Genomic DNA, 15380 nt, shown 5'->3' with positions numbered 1-15380 from the left:
CGGAGCTCAGCATGTCGCTTTCCCTATATCAGGCCTCTATCCCGGTGTTTCTGCATATGCTCGACAACCTTGCCGCCATCCTCGACAAGGCCCAGCAACACGCCCACGACCACAAGATCGACCCCCAGGTACTGCTCAACGCCCGCCTGGCGCCGGATATGTATTCTGGTGTGAGTGCCAGCTGTTGGCCGAAGCCAGCCCTCCAAATAAAAAAGCCCCACGGCAAGGAGCAACTGCCGTGGGGCGGGAAGGGGTTGGACAAACCAACCGGGGGGCTGTAGCTAGGCGCTAATCTGCCAGCCGCCACCCAGGGCCTTGTAGAGGGCGACTATGCCGCGATACAGCTCGACTTCCGCCTGGGCCTGGGCGTCTTCGGCGCTTAGGCGTTCGCGTTCGGCGTCGAGCAGCACCAGAAAGTCCACTTCACCTTCGCGGTAGCGCACGGCGGCCTGTTCGGCAGCGGCGCGGCTGGCTTCCACCTGGCGCAGCAGGGCGAGCAAGCGCTGTTGGCGTTTGCCGTAGTCGCTAAAGGCGTTGGCCGATTCCTCCAGGGCCAGCAGCACCTGCTGCTCATAGTTAGCCAGCGCGCCATCGGCTTCGGCTTCGGCCCCGCGCAGGCGTGCACGCACGCTGCCCAGATCAAACGCCGCCCAGCTAATGGTCGGCGCCAGGCCCCAGGCTTGCGCGTTTGAAGCACCCAGCTGCGAACCACGCCCGGCGGTAAAACCGAGAAAGCCGCTAAGACTCACTCGGGGGAATAGATCAGCCGTGGCCACGCCAATATTGGCCGTTGCGGCCGCCAGCTGCCGTTCGGCGGCGCGGATATCCGGGCGGCGGCGCAGCAACTCGCCAGGGTCGCCCACCGGCAGGGCCTTGGCGATAGCGGGCAGCGGTTTGGCTGACAGATCCACTGGCAGTTGCTCCGGGCGCTGGCCGAGCAGGGTGGCGATGCGGTGCTTGGCGCGCTGCTGTTCGGCCTGCAGTTGCGGCAGGCTGGCTTCGGTGCTGGCCAGGCGAGCGTCACTGCGCAGCACATCCAGCTGGCTACCAACACCAGCTTCACGCAACTGCTCGGTTATGGCGCGGGATTCCTGCTGGTTTTTCAGGTTGGCGCGGGCAATGCGCTCACGCAGCTGTGCGCCGCGCAGACTGCCGTAAGCATCCACAAGCTCGGCAATCAGGCTGACCTGCAGTTGCTGGTAATCCGCTTCGGCCACGTCCAGTTCGGCGTCGCTGGCTTCCAGTTGGCGCTGGATGCGGCCAAACAGGTCCAGTTCCCAGAGCATATCCAGGCCGAGGTCGTAACGTTCGCCGCGCACGCGCTGCTCGGTTACGCCGGGTTGCTGAGCCTTGCCAAACTCACCGCTGGCGCGACTGGTGATGGTCGGCAACTGATCGTTGCCGAGGTCATCGCGGATGGCCTCGGCCGCGCGCAGGCGGGCGAAGGCCACGCGCAGTTGGCGGTTTTCCTTGAGCGAGTGCTCGACCAGTTGATTCAGGACCGGGTCATCGAACTGCTGCCACCAGCTGGCCTCGAAGCGCGAACGATCAAAGTCAGAGGCCTCTGTTGCGCTTAGCTGGGCATCTGCAGTCTGCGGAGCCTGGTAGTCCGGGCCTAAGGCACATGCACTGACAGCCAATGCGAGCAGGGCGGGCATAAACAGCTTCATACCTGCACCTCTTGCAAACGGGCCACTTTCTGCGCTTCACGTTTCTCCACAAAGGCACGGATCAGCACATAGAACAGCGGGGTCAGCAGCAGGCCGAAGAAGGTCACGCCGAGCATGCCGCTGAACACCGCAATACCCATGGCATGGCGCATTTCCGCGCCGGCACCGGAGGACAGTACCAGGGGCACTACACCCATGATAAAGGCGAAGCTGGTCATCAGGATCGGCCGCAGACGCAGGCGGCAGGCTTCCAGCACCGCACTGACGCGGTCTAGGCCTTCTTCCTGTTTCTCCTTGGCGAACTCGACGATCAGGATGGCGTTCTTGCAGGCCAATCCCACCAGTACGATCAGACCGATCTGGGTGAAGATGTTGTTGTCGCCTCCAGCCAGGATCACCCCGGTAATGGCCGACAGCAGGGTCATCGGCACGATCAGGATCACCGCCAGCGGCAGGCTCCAGCTTTCGTACTGGGCGGCCAGCACCAGGAAGGCCAACAGTACGCAGAGCGGGAAGACGAAGATTGCGCTGTTACCGGCCAGAATCTGCTGGTAGGTCAGGTCGGTCCACTCGAAGCTCATGCCGTTGGGCAGTTCTTCCTTGAGCAGCTTGGCGATTGCCGCTTCGGCCTGGCCGGAGCTGTAGCCGGGGGCTGCAGCACCGTTGATCTCGGCGGTGAGGAAGCCGTTGTAGTGCATCACCCGATCCGGCCCCGCGCTGGCGCTGACCTTGAGGAAGGCCGACAGCGGCACCATTTCACCACGGTTGTTGCGCACCTTGAGCTGGCCGATCTGCTCGGGCTCCAGGCGGAACTGCTGCTCGGCCTGCACGTTGACCTGGTAGGTACGGCCAAAACGGTTGAAGTCGTTGGCGTACAGCGAGCCCAGGTAGATCTGCATGGTGTCGAAGATGTCGCTGATCGCCACGCCGTGGGTCTTGGCCTTTTCGCGGTCTATGGCGGCATCGATCTGCGGCACATTCACCTGATAACTGGTGAACACCGACATCGGGTCCAGCTCCGGCAGCGCGCGGGCCTTGGCGATGACGTTCTGGGTTTGCACATACAGCTCGTCATAGCCCAGGTTGCCACGATCCTGCACCTGCAGGCGGAAGCCGCCGATGGTGCCCAGGCCCTGCACCGGGGGTGGCGGGAAGATGGCGATATAGGCGTCCTGAATCTCGCTGAACTGCGCGTTCAGCTCGGCCGCGATAGCCGTGGCGCTCATCGACGGATCCGTGCGCTCATCAAAGTGTTTCAGTGGGGTGAAGACGATGCCGCTGTTTGGGCTATTGGTGAAGCCGTTGATCGACAGGCCGGGGAAGGCCACGGTGTTTTCCACACCGGGGTGCTTGCCGGCGATTGCCGACATCTTCTTGATCACCGCTTCGGTGCGATCCAGGGTCGCGGCGTCCGGCAGCTGGGCGAAGGCCACCAGATACTGTTTGTCCTGGGCCGGCACAAAGCCGGTGGGGGTTGTGGCGAAGCCCAGGTAGGTCAGGCCCATCAAGCCGGCGTAGACGAACAGGGCGATGCCGCTGCCGCGCAGCACGCGTTTTACCGTACCGACATAGCCATGGCTGGCGCGCTCGAACAGGCGGTTGAACGGCGTGAACAGCCAGCCGCCGAACAGCCTGTCGAGCAGCTTGGAAAAGCGGTCTTTCGGCGCGTCGTGGCTTTTCAGCAATACGGCGGCCAGGGCAGGGGACAGGGTCAGCGAGTTGAAGGCCGAGATCACCGTGGAGATGGCGATGGTCAGGGCGAACTGCTGGTAGAACTGCCCGCTAAGTCCGGAAATAAAGGCAGTCGGCACGAACACGGCGCACAGAACCAGGGCCGTGGCAACGATAGGCCCGGTCACTTCCTTCATCGCCTGCTTGGTTGCCTCTAGCGGAGTCTTGCCCAGGCCGATATTGCGCTCGACGTTCTCCACCACCACGATGGCGTCGTCCACCACGATACCGATGGCCAGCACCAGGCCGAACAGCGACAGAGCGTTGAGCGAGAAGCCGAACATATGCATCACGGCGAAGGTGCCGATCAGGGACACCGGCACGGCGGCCAGCGGAATGATCGAAGCGCGCCAGGTCTGCAGGAACAGGATCACCACCAGCACCACCAGCACGATGGCTTCGAGCAGGGTATGCACCACCGCCTCGATGGAACCACGGACGAAGATGGTCGGGTCGTAGACGATCTCGAAATCCACGCCCTGGGGGAAGCTTTGCTTGAGTTCGGCCATGCGCGCGCGCACCGCATCGGAAATCTCGATGGCGTTGGAGCCGGGGCGCTGAAAGACCGGAATGGCGACTGCCGGTTTGTTGTTCAGCAAGGAGCGCAGGGCGTACTGGCTGGAGCCCAGCTCGATACGGGCGATATCTTTCAGGCGAGTGATTTCACCGTTTTCACCGGCGCGGATAATGATGTTCTCGAACTCTTCCTCGCTGACCAGACGGCCCTGGGTGTTGATCGACAGCTGGAAGCTGTTGCCGGCATCCGATGGCGGTGCGCCGAGCGAGCCCGCGGCGACCTGGCGGTTCTGTTCGCGGATGGCGGCCACCACATCGCTGGCAGTCAGATTGCGCGAAGCCACCTTGTTAGGGTCCAGCCAGACGCGCAGCGAGTAGTTGCCCAGGCCGAACAGCTGTACATCACCCACGCCATCCAGGCGCGCCAGCTCGTCCTTGACGTTGAGCGCGGCGTAGTTGGACAGGTAGAGCATGTCGTAGCGGTCGTCCGGCGAGGTCAGGTGCACCACCATGGTCAGGTCGGGCGAGGCCTTGTCCACCGTCACGCCGAGGCGCTGCACTTCACTGGGCAGGGTCGGCATGGTGCGGGTCACGCGGTTCTGCACCTGCACCTGGGCCTTGTCCAGATCGGTGCCAAGGGCGAAGGTCAGGGTCAGGGTCATCCGGCCGTCGGCGGTGCCCTGGGATGACATATAGAGCAGACCTTCCACCCCGGTAATCGCCTGTTCCAGCGGCGAGGCGACGGTTTCACCGATCACCTTGGGATTGGCACCGGGGAAGGCGGCGCGTACCACCACGGTGGGCGGCACCACTTCCGGGTATTCGCTGATCGGCAACTGGAACAGCGAGATGGCGCCGCCGATCAGGATCAGCAGCGACAGCACGGCGGCGAAGATCGGCCGCTGGATAAAGAATTGCGAGAAATTCATGGGAGGGTCCTCGGGCGCTGGTGCGCACGGCGCACCCTACGAATCGGATGATCGGGTAGGGTGCGCTGCGCGCACCAAGGCGTCTGGTCAGCCGCGCGGCTTGCCATTGTTGCTGTCTTGTTTGGCCACCCGTGGGGCATCACGGTCCTCCACGGATTGGCGCAGGCGGGCCAGCTGGGCGAGGGTGGCCTCGTCGGCCATGGGCACGCTTTGCGGATCAACGGTGGAACCGGGGAAGGCGCGCTGCAGACCGTTGACCACGATCTTCTCGCCCTTGGAAAGGCCGCTACGCACTATGCGCAGGCCTTCCAGCTTCGGCCCCAGTTCGATGGCGCGGTACTGCACGGCATTGTCCTTGTCGAGCACCAATACGAACTTCTTGCCCAGATCCGTGCCGACCGCTTCGTCCCTGATCAGCGCGGCGGCGTACTGGCTGCTGCCCACCAGCTTGAGGCGTGCGTAGAGGCCAGGCGTGAAGCGCCCGTCACGGTTATCGAACACGGCGCGGCCACGGATGGTGCCGGTCTGCGGGTTGACCTGGTTATCGAGAAAATCCAGCTCACCCAGGTGTGGGTGACCGTCCTCGCTGGACAGGCCCAGGTACACCGGGCTGGCGTCGCGAGTCTGCCCGCCGGCCTGACGCGCCAGCTCAACGTATTTGAGGAACACGCGCTCATCGGCATCGAAATAGGCGTAGACCCGGTCGGTGCTGACCAACGTGGTCAGCAGGCTTTGCCCGGCATTGACCAGGTTGCCGGCGGTGATTTGCGCGCGGCCGACGCGCCCATCGATGGGGGCGATAACCCGGGTAAAGCTCAGGTTGAGACGGGCGTTATCCAGCTGCGCCTGGATGCCGGCTACTGCGGCCTGGGCTTCTGCGGCGGCGCTGGCGCGGGCATCGGCCAGCTCGGCGGAAATCGCATTGCTCTTGCGCAGACGCTCGCCGCGGCTGGCTTCGCTGGCGGTGCGCAGCGCCTGGGCGCGGGCTTGCTGCAACTGGGCTTCGAGGCGCTTGACCTCGGCCTGGAACGGCCGTGGATCGATCTGGAACAGCAAATCGCCTTTGCTCACCAGGCTGCCTTCGTCGAAGGCGACCTGGTCAATAAAGCCGGATACCCGCGGGCGAACCTCAACGGACTCGGGGGCCTCCAGGCGGCCGGTAAATTCGTCCCATTCGTTGATCGGTTGTTCGATGACTTCGGCCACGCTGACTTTTGCCGCCGGCATCTGTTGCATGGCTTCCGGGGCCTGGCCACAGGCGCTCAGCAGCAGGCTGAGGGCAAGCGTCAGGGGCAGGCCCCAGTTGAGGGTGTTGGACTGTTCCATGAGTGACTCCGCCAGTCGAATGTATAGACGGGCGAAGTGTGCGGCGGGCTGCTGTCGGCCACGAATCGAACGACGCGAAGATAACTATCACGCTGGGTGATGGTTCCAGGGCTTGTATCGATTGCGCGCTAGGTGAACACCGCGCGGCTACAGGCTATCCGGATCGCCACAGAACATCTGGATACGTGAGCGCAGCCAGCGCTCGGCGGGGTCGTTGTCCTGGGCGCCGCGCCAGGCCATGGACAGCTCGAAGGACTGGGTCGGCATGGGTGGGTCTTCGGCACGCAGCCCGCCAGCAGCTGTCAGGGCAGCGGCGGTGTAGTCCGGCACCATGGCCACCAGGTCGGTGCCGGCGAGCAGCTGGCCCAGGCCGTTGAACTGCGGCACGGCCAGCACCACGCGGCGTTTGCGCCCCAGCTTGGCCAGTTCTTCGTCGACAAAGCCGCCCAGATCCCCGGCAAAGGAGACCATGGCGTGGGGGCGGGCGCAGTAGTCGTCCAGGCTCAGGGCTCCGGGCACGCTGTCGGCGCGCAGCACCTTGGGTTTGGAGCGGCGCAGGGTCTTGCGCTTGGCGTTGGCCGGCAGTTCCGCGGTGTAGCTGACCCCTACGGAAATTTCACCGCTGGCCAGCATCGCCGGCATCAGCAGGTAATTGGTGCGGCGCACCACCAGCACCACGCCGGGGGCTTCGGCGCGCAGGCGTTTGATCAGGGGCGGCAGCAGGGCGAACTCGACCTCATCGGACAGGCCGATGCGAAAGACAGTGCTGCTGGTGGCCGGATTGAAGTCGGCGGCGCGGCTGACTGCAGTGGAAATCGAGTCCAGGGCCGGGGAGAGCAGGGTGGCAATCTCCTGGGCGCGGGCAGTGGGTTCCATGCTGCGCCCGGTGCGCACAAACAACGGGTCATCGAACAGGCTGCGCAGGCGCGCCAGGGCCGCGCTGATGGCTGGCTGACCGAGAAAGAGTTTTTCCGCGGCTCGAGTCACGCTGCGTTCATGCATCAGCGTTTCGAAGACGATCAACAGGTTGAGATCGACGCGGCGCAGATCGTTGCGGTTCATCCAGTATCCATTTGGCAAGGGGCGGTTGTGCGCGCGAATCAGGCTAATGCCGAATGCTGGTGGCAGGCAATACATGGCCATAAATGATGCTGGGCGAGCCTATCATCATCGACAGGCATGGCGGCTATCACTCAGGCACTGTGGCATTGCCGGCCTAGCCCGGATAAAGTCCATGGCTATTAGCGGTCAAGCTCTGAGGTTTGCGATGTCGCGCATTATCCGTTTCCATCAGTTCGGCGAAGCCGAGGTGCTCAAGTACGAAGAGCGCGCAACGCCGACGCCCGGCGCCGGTGAGGTGCTGGTCGGGGTGCAGGCTATTGGTGTGAGCTGGTATGACGTGCTGTGGCGGCAGAACCTGGCCCACACCCCGGCGCAACTGCCGGCGGGCCTGGGCCATGAGCTGGCCGGTACGGTGCTGGCGGTGGGGGCGGGCGTGACCGACCTGAACGTGGGCGACCTGGTTGCCAGCTTCCCTGGCCATAGCGTCAATCACTACCCGGCCTACGCCGAGCAGGTGCTGTTGCCGCGCAGCTCGCTGAGCCGCTACCCGGCCAACCTGACCCCGCAGCAGGCCTGCGTGCATTACCTGCCGTCCATGGTTGGCTGGTTCGGCTTTGTCGAACTGGCCCGTCTGCAGCCCGGAGAGACAGTGCTGGTTACCGCCGCAAGCCGCTGCTGGGGGCCCTATATCGTGCAGATGGGCAAGGCCCTGGGCGCCCAGGTGATTGCCGCCACCGAGCATGCCGAGGACAGCGACTTTCTCAAGCAACTGGGCGCCGACCAGATCATCCTCACCGAGGAGCAGGACCTGGTCAGCCGGGTTGCCAAGCTCACCGATGGCAAGGGCGTCAACGTGGTGATGGATGCCCTGGGCGGGCCGCAGATGTGCCTGTTGGGCGATGCCATCGCGCCCCGTGGCCGGCTCATCCTGTTCGACCTGCAGGGCGGCAACGAAACACCGTTCCCGGCCTGCGCCGCGTTTCAGAAAAACATCCAGTTCTTCGTGCATTGCATTGGCAATTTCACCGGCAAGGAGGAGCTGGGCATTCCCCAGGATGCCGCCGCCGTGGCCAAGGCGCTGCAGGGCATCAATCAGCTCACCGCCGACGGTTTGCTGCAGCCTCTGATCGACAAGGTCTATCCTTTCGAGCAGGTGGTGGCGGCCCACCGCTATATGGAAACCTGCCCCAGCCGCGGCCGTGTGGTACTGACGCTGCAGGCCGAGTAGGCCACCTCTCCGGGATAGGCAGCGCTATAGCTGTAGGCCTGAGCCAATGGGCTAGCCTTGATGTACGCCATCCACCGCGACCTTGATGCATATCAAGAGCTTCGCGGCGTAACTGGCGCACCTTGGCAATATAGCGTCGCCCGCCAGCCCCCCGGAGGTGCCATGAGTCAGTACCAACGCCTGCTGTTGATCACCAATGCGCAGATGCATCACGGCGCCGCCTTGCAGCGTGCCATCGCCCTGGCCGAGCACAGCGGTGCTGCCTTGCATATCCTGGCCTTGGTCGAGCCGCTGTCGGCATGGGCCCTGCTTGATCGTGACGTGCAGCAGCGCCTGCACAACGACCATCTGCAAGCCCTGAACAACTGGCTCAAAGACGAAACCGGCCTGCTGCACAGCAAGGGCCTGACCGCGACCTTCGAGATTCTCAGCAGCGACCAACCCCTGGAAGAGATTCTGCAGCATGCCCGGGAGCTGCCGGCGGATCTGCTGATCAAGGATCTGCAGCATGAATCGGCGCTCAAGCGCGCCTTTGTCACACCGCTGGACTGGCAGCTGCTGCGTGATTGCCCGGCACCGGTACACCTGCTGAGCGCGGCTGGGCCGGCCCTGCCGCGCAAGGTGGTGGCCGCGGTGGATCTGCAGGCGGGTAATCCCGACAGCCTGGCCATCAATCAGCAGGTGATCGCACAGGCCCATGCCCTGGCCCTGCAGTGCGACGCCGAATTGCACCTGCTGCACAGCTATGACCTGTCCACCGCCTATCTGGCCGAGGCCGGGGCAGTGGTATCGGCCTGGGCCGATCTGGTCGAGCAGTGGCAGAACGGTCTGTTACAGGCCTTTACCACCCTGGCTGAGCAACATGGCGTACCGGCAGAATGCCGGCATTTTATTCAGGGCCAGCCGATCCGCACCCTGGTCGAGTTCGCTACCCAGCAGCAGGTGGATGTGCTGGTGATGGGCCGGGTGCAGCGCCACGGCTTGGGTCGGTTGCTGGGCAGCACCACCGAGCACCTGCTGTATCGTGCGCCCTGCAGCATTCTGGCGATTGCCCTTTAGTGCATGGCAAGCGGAGGAGGGCGGCACGATGCGCGTGGTTCCCAGTATTTGCAGCTTCTGCGGCGTGGGTTGCGGCATTGGTCTGCGGGTAGAAGACGGCCGGGTGATCGGCGTGGAGCCACAGCCCGGACACCCGGTCAGCCAGGGCCAGCTGTGCGCCAAGGGCTGGGCCAGTAGCTTCGCCATCGATGCCCATGGCCGCCTGACCCAGCCGCTGATCAAGGAACACGGCCAGTTTCGCCCGGCCAGCTGGGACGAGGCCCTGGAGCGGGTCGCCGAAGGCCTGCGCAATGCCCAGGATGAGCGCGGCCCCGGCGGGGTGGGGGTGATCAGCTGCGCCCGGGCCAGCAACGAGGATAACTACGCCGCGCAGAAATTCGCTCGGGCGGTGCTGGGCAGCAACAATATCGACCACTGCGCGCGCATCTGCCACAGCCCCTCGGTGGCGGGCCTGAGCCGCACCCTGGGCTCGGGGGCGATGAGCAACAGCATTGCCGATATCGACCAGGCCGAGCTGATTCTGGTGGTGGGCGCCGATGTCACCGAGAACCACGCCATGATCGGCGCGCGCATGCTGCGCGCCCAGGCCCGTGGCGCCACCCTGATCGTGATCGACCCACGGCGCACGCGCCTGGCGCGCCTGGCCGATATCCATCTACAGCTGCGCCTGGGCAGCAATATCGCCCTGCTCAATGCCCTGCTCAAGATCATCCTGGAGCGCGGCTGGGAGAACACCGCCTTTCTCGCCGAGCGCTGCGAGGATATCGCGCCGCTGCGGGCACATCTGGCCGAACTGAGTCTGGCGCAGTGCAGCGAGCAATGCGGCATAGCAGTGGCCGAACTGGAGCGCGTGGCCTATCTTTTCAGTCAGGTCAAGACAGCCTTTACCGCCTACGGCATGGGCATTACCCAGTTCCAGAGCGGCACCAACAATGTCATCGCCCTGAGCAACCTGGTGCTACTGTGCGGCCAGATCGGCCGGCCGGGCACCGGCATCAACCCCCTGCGCGGGCAGAACAATGTGCAGGGCGCCTGCGACATGGGCTGCCTGCCCAATGTCTATCCCGGTTATCAGGCGGTGGCCGATCCGGCCGTGCGCGCCCGCTTCAGCACTGCCTGGGGTCGCGCCGTGCCCGAGGCGCCGGGGCTGACTTCGCTGGGCATGATGCACGCGGCGCAGCAGGGTGAGCTGCGCGCCTTGCTGATCATGGGCGAAGACCCGCTGCAGACCGACCCGGACCAGAACCAGGTGGCCCGCGCCTTCGCCGCCCTGGACCTGCTGGTGGTGGTCGAACTGAGCCTGACCGCCACGGCCCGCCAGGCCGATGTGTTATTGCCGGCGGCGGCCTTCGCCGAGAAGGACGGCACTTTTACCAACTGCGAGCGCCGCGTGCAGCGTATCCGCCAGGCCATCGCGCCGCCGGGGCTGGCGCGCGGCGACTGGCAGATCCTCGGCGAGCTGGCCCGGCGCATGGACTATGCCGGCATGGCCTGGCGCGACGCCGAGGCGGTGTTCGACGAGATGGCGGCCCTGACGCCGATCTTCTCGGCCATGAACTACCCGGCGCTGGACGCCCACCACGGCCTGCAATGGCCCTGCGACAGCGCGCATCCCCAGGGTTCGCCGATCCTTCATCAACAGGGCTTTCCCATCGGCCGTGCGCGCCTGCTGCCGCTGTCCCAGGTGGAGGTGGCGGAGCTGCCGGATGCCGAGTACCCCTTTGCCTTTACCACTCAGCGCCTGCACTTCCACTACGGCTGCGGCTCGATGACCCGCAAATCGCCGCTGCTGGAACGGGAAACCCCGGCCGGCCTGCTGTTTATCCACCCGGAGGATGCCGCCGAGCTGGGCCTGGCCCAGCACCAGGGCGTGCGCGTGCGTTCGCGCCGCGGCGTGCTGGAGACCCGCATCGAATACCACGACGACTTGCCCCGCGGCACCCTGAGCATGCCCTATCACTTCAGCGAAGCGCCCTGTAACCGCCTGACCAACGACGCCCAGGACCCGATCAGCAAGATGCCCGAGCTCAAGGCCTGCGCCGTGGCCCTGGAAGCCCTGGCCCCGGGGCAGGCGCCGGATATCCATATGGGGACCAGCGAGGTCAGCCATGCACGCCTATAGCCTGGATCGCCCCGAACGCCTGCGTGCCCACCTGGCCGCCCAGCGCCGGCTCTACGAAGTGCGCCCGGACTGCCAGGGCGGGCAGCACTGGCAAACGGTCAGCAGCCAGGATCGCCACGCCTTCGAACCTAGCAGCGAGCTGCCGCCGTTTTCCGCCAAGAGCTTCTTCTTTGGTGAGCGCGAGCTGCTGTTTCGCTTCGATGGCGGCCAGTTCTACTCAGCGCTGCCGCAGGTGGTGCCCCAGGTGCTGTTCGGATTGCACGCCTGCGATCTGCAGGCCGTGGCCTATCAAGACCAGTTCTTCGCCCAGGATGCGCATTACCAGGCGCGGCGCCAGGCTACCCTGCTGGTGGGGCTGGATTGCCTGCACAGCTGCAACGGCGGCTTCTGCAGCGTACTCGGCAGCGGCCCGGCGGTGCAGGCGCAGACGGCCGATCTGATTCTCCTGCCGCCAGCCGAGGCGGGCGCAGACTGGGGCCTGCTGGCGGCCAGCGCGGCCGGGCAACAGGCCTTGCACGGTCTGGACCTGGCCAGCGCCCACGCCGACTGGCCGGCCCAGCGCCAGGCCAACGAGGCGCGGGTGCGGGCGGAGCAGGGCAGCCAGGAGGACATAATCGAGGGCATCGCCCGGCTCAATCTGCAGGCCATCGACGACAGCACCTGGGAAGCGCTGGGCCTGCGCTGCCTGGGCTGCTCCGGCTGCACCTCGGTGTGCCCCACCTGCAGCTGCTTCGCCCCTCTGGACAGGGCCGAGGGGCAGGGCGGGGCGCTGCGCGAGCGGGTCTGGGACAGCTGCCTGTATCAGGGCTTCCAGCAAGAGGCCAGCGGCCACAACCCCAGCGCCACGGCCGGGCAGCGGGTGCAACGGTTCTGGACACACAAGTTCGGCGAGGACTTCCGCCAACGCTTCGACAGCTATGGCTGCGTGGGCTGCGGTCGCTGCGACCGGGTCTGCCCCGGCAGCATCGGCGTGCACGGCGTGATGCATAAGGTGGTACAGCCATGATCGACAGCACCCCACGGCGGCTGCACCTGCTGGAACAGTACGAGGATGGCGAGGACTCGCGGCATTTCAGCCTGCGCATCGAGCAGCCTGCGGCCAGCGATCTGGCGGCCAAGGCCGGGCAGTTCTTTATGCTTACGCTGCCAGGCGTGGGCGAGGCGCCCTTTACCTATGTCAGCCTGCCGGATGCCCAGGGTTGTTTTACCGCGCTGGTGCGCCGCGCCGGGCGCCTGACCCAGGCCCTGTTCGACCAGCCTGCAGGCAGCGTGCTGGGCTACCGCGGGCCCTTCGGCCATGGCTGGCCGCTGTTCTTCAATGCCCAGCCGCTGCTGGTGGTGGCCGGTGGCTGCGGCCTGGCGCCCCTGGCCGGGGTTATCGAACAGGCCAGCCGGCAAGCCATGCCGGCGCGCCTGAGCGTGATCTATGGCGCCCGCCACAGCGGCGCCCAGGTACTGGGCCGCGAGCGGGCGCGCTGGCAGCAGACGTTGCCCTTTATCGAAACCTTCGACCAGGCCGCCCCTGGCCAGCGCCAGGGCACGCCGCTGCTGCATCTGGACGAGGTCTTCGCCGCCGGGCCGCCCGCCGCATTGCTCTGCTGCGGCCCCGAGCCGCTGATGCGCGCCAGCGCCGAAGCCTGCCTGCAACGGGGTTTGCGTGCGGACAGGATCTGGCTATCGCTGGAGCGACGCATGCACTGCGCCGATGGCCTGTGCGGGCACTGCTACCTCGGCAGCAGCTACGTCTGCCAGGACGGTCCGACCTACCGCTACGACCGCTACCTGCAGCTGCTGGGCAGGAGCAGCCCGATCAGCCAGGCGCCGCCGGCGCTGTTCTGCTGACGCCGATACAGGGGAGGGGCCATGGGCAGCCGCCTGGCAGCAACGGCCCTGGCGGCAACCCGGATCGCCTTTAGCCGCCGCTCTTGCCTGTCCTGGGCAGCAGGGCCGGGAACTCCTCCGGGGTCAGGGTTTCCTTCTCAAGCAACAGGCGGGCGCCTTGTTCCAGCACCTCGCGTTGGCCTTGCAGCAGGGCCTTGGCCCGGGTGTAGGCCTCGTCGATCAGGGCCCTGACGCACAGATCCACCTCGCGGGCGGTCTGCTCGGAGTAATCCTTGTCGCGCAGGGCCAGGGCCTGGTCGCCCAGGTAACTGGCACTGTGTTTTTCCAGCACGGCCTGGCCCAGTTCGGCGCTCATGCCGAAGCGGGTGACGATCTGCCGGGCGATATCGGTGACCTTGGCCAAGTCGTCCGCCGCACCGGTGGACACCTCGTCGAACACCAGTTGCTCGGCGGCGCGCCCGGCCAGCAACACCAGCATGCGATCCTTGAGTTCGCGCTGGGTGATCAGAAAGCGATCTTCGGTGGGCCGTTGCAGGGTGTAGCCCAGGGCGCCGACGGAGCGGGGGGATGATCGACACCTTGTGCACCGGGTCCATGCCCGCCAGGCTGGCGGCGGCCAGGGCGTGGCCCATCTCGTGGTAGGCCACCACCTCGCGCTCATGGGGTTGCAACAGGCGACCGCGGCGCTCGCTGCCGATCACGATGCGCTCCACCGCGGCGCTGAAGTCGGCCATGCTCACCGCCTCGGCACCGCGGCGGGTGGCGACGATGGCCGCCTCGTTGACCAGATTGGCCAGGTCGGCGCCGGAAAAGCCGGTGGTCATCCCGGCGATGGCGTCCACATCCAGATCGGCCCCGGCCTGGATTCGCTTGAGGTGCACCCGCAGGATGGCCGCCCGGCCGCGGCGGTCGGCTCGGTCAATCAGAATCTGCCGGTCGAAACGGCCGGCCCGCAGCAGGGCCGGGTCGAGGATCTCCGGGCGGTTGGTGGCGGCCAGCAGCACCACGCCCTCGCGGCTGTCGAAGCCGTCCAGCTCGGCCAGCAGCTGGTTGAGGGTCTGCTCCTTCTCGTCATTGCCGCCTAAGGTGCCGACCCCGCGCATCTTGCCCAGGGCATCCAGCTCGTCGATAAAGATGATGCAGGGCGCCGCCTGGCGCGCCTGCTCGAACAGATCCCGCACCCGGGCGGCGCCCACGCCGACGAACATCTCGACGAATTCCGAGCCGGAGATGGAGAAGAAGGGCACGCCCGCCTCACCGGCCACGGCCTTGGCCACCAGGGTCTTGCCGGTGCCCGGCGGGCCCACCAGCAGAATGCCCTTGGGAATCCGCGCGCCCAGGCGGCTGTACTTGGGCTGATCCTTGAGAAAGGACACCACCTCCTGCAACTCGGCCTTGGCCTCGTCGATGCCGGCCACATCCTCGAAACTCACTCCGGTGTCGCGCTGCACGAACACCTTGGCCTTGGACTTGCCGACATTGACCATGCCGCCCAAGCCCTGCTTGGCCAGTAGGCTGCGAAACAGAAAGGACCACAGGGCGAAGATCAGCAGCATCGGCAACAGCCAGCTGAGCAGGGTGCTCAGGGGGCCGCCTTCGCGGGTGCCGCTGAAACTGGCGCCGGACTCGGCCAGGGCCGTCGCCAGCTCCGGCTCGACCCGCACGGTGGAGAATTGGTGGCGGTTGTTGATCGGCTCCTTGAGCCGGCCGCTGATCTGTTGCTGGTCGATGCGCAGCTCGCTGAGCTGGTCTTCCTTGAGCAGGCGCATAAATTCGCTATAGGGGATGGGCTCCACCGCGCTGCGCGCGCTCCACCAGTTCTGGAACAGCAGTAACAGGCTGAACGCCAGCAGGAAGTACCACAGGTTCCATTGCTGATGCTTGTCCATGGCCAA

At 65.7% G+C, this 15380-nt stretch carries 10 protein-coding genes and 1 pseudogene; 6 read left to right on the top strand and 5 right to left on the bottom strand.

Features of this window, described 5'->3' with window-relative positions; all coding sequences use genetic code 11:
- Positions 1-11: 11 nt before the first annotated feature.
- The gene (locus GJV18_RS18930) at positions 12-281 is read left to right on the top strand and encodes a DUF1993 family protein (RefSeq protein ID WP_160345475.1); all 270 of its coding nucleotides are present in this window, start codon (positions 12-14) and stop codon (positions 279-281) included.
- Here the strand turns inward: GJV18_RS18930 and GJV18_RS11335 are convergent, their stop codons facing one another.
- The 4 genes from GJV18_RS11335 to GJV18_RS11320 all read right to left on the bottom strand — a co-directional run bounded on the left by GJV18_RS11335 (position 282) and on the right by GJV18_RS11320 (position 7234).
- On the bottom strand, positions 282-1670 hold the full coding sequence (locus GJV18_RS11335) for an efflux transporter outer membrane subunit (protein WP_160345473.1): 1389 nt from the start codon (positions 1668-1670) through the stop codon (positions 282-284). It lies immediately after the preceding gene.
- Positions 1667-4846 (bottom strand): efflux RND transporter permease subunit, encoded by a 3180-nt coding sequence (locus tag GJV18_RS11330; protein WP_160345471.1) that lies wholly within the window; start codon positions 4844-4846, stop codon positions 1667-1669. Before GJV18_RS11330 ends, GJV18_RS11335 begins: the two co-directional genes overlap by 4 nt.
- An 87-nt stretch (positions 4847-4933) precedes the next feature.
- Complete coding sequence (gene mexE, locus GJV18_RS11325) at positions 4934-6172, bottom strand: multidrug efflux RND transporter periplasmic adaptor subunit MexE (protein WP_160345469.1); 1239 nt, start codon at positions 6170-6172, stop codon at positions 4934-4936.
- A 147-nt stretch (positions 6173-6319) separates the two neighbouring features.
- A complete protein-coding gene (locus GJV18_RS11320) occupies positions 6320-7234 on the bottom strand; it encodes a LysR family transcriptional regulator (RefSeq protein WP_160345466.1) in 915 nt (304 codons plus the stop codon).
- A gap of 205 nt (positions 7235-7439) precedes the next feature.
- Here GJV18_RS11320 and GJV18_RS11315 point away from each other — a divergent pair, with 205 nt between their 5' ends.
- The 5 genes from GJV18_RS11315 to GJV18_RS11295 all read left to right on the top strand — a co-directional run bounded on the left by GJV18_RS11315 (position 7440) and on the right by GJV18_RS11295 (position 13485).
- Positions 7440-8462, top strand: coding sequence for a zinc-dependent alcohol dehydrogenase family protein (locus GJV18_RS11315; protein ID WP_160345464.1), 1023 nt, complete (start codon positions 7440-7442; stop codon positions 8460-8462).
- Positions 8463-8624: 162 nt separating this feature from the next.
- Entirely contained in the window at positions 8625-9521 is an 897-nt protein-coding gene (locus GJV18_RS11310) for a universal stress protein (RefSeq protein WP_160345462.1), read from the top strand.
- Positions 9522-9549: 28 nt separating this feature from the next.
- Entirely contained in the window at positions 9550-11643 is a 2094-nt protein-coding gene (fdhF, locus tag GJV18_RS11305; protein WP_160345460.1) for a formate dehydrogenase subunit alpha, read from the top strand.
- Positions 11630-12649, top strand: coding sequence for a 4Fe-4S dicluster domain-containing protein (locus GJV18_RS11300; RefSeq protein ID WP_160345458.1), 1020 nt, complete (start codon positions 11630-11632; stop codon positions 12647-12649). Before fdhF ends, GJV18_RS11300 begins: the two co-directional genes overlap by 14 nt.
- Complete coding sequence (locus tag GJV18_RS11295) at positions 12646-13485, top strand: FAD/NAD(P)-binding protein (protein WP_160345457.1); 840 nt, start codon at positions 12646-12648, stop codon at positions 13483-13485. The genes GJV18_RS11300 and GJV18_RS11295 overlap by 4 nt, the downstream gene beginning before the upstream one ends.
- Positions 13486-13555: 70 nt before the next feature.
- Here GJV18_RS11295 and ftsH read toward each other — a convergent pair.
- Positions 13556-15374: pseudogene (gene ftsH / locus GJV18_RS11290) on the bottom strand (ATP-dependent zinc metalloprotease FtsH).
- Positions 15375-15380: the final 6 nt, after the last annotated feature.

The organism is Pseudomonas xionganensis (assembly GCF_009763245.1).
In the GTDB taxonomy this organism is placed as follows: domain Bacteria; phylum Pseudomonadota; class Gammaproteobacteria; order Pseudomonadales; family Pseudomonadaceae; genus Aquipseudomonas; species Aquipseudomonas xionganensis.
The sequence above is the reverse complement of the archived record's forward strand: the minus strand, read 5'-3'. Positions and strand labels throughout refer to the sequence as shown.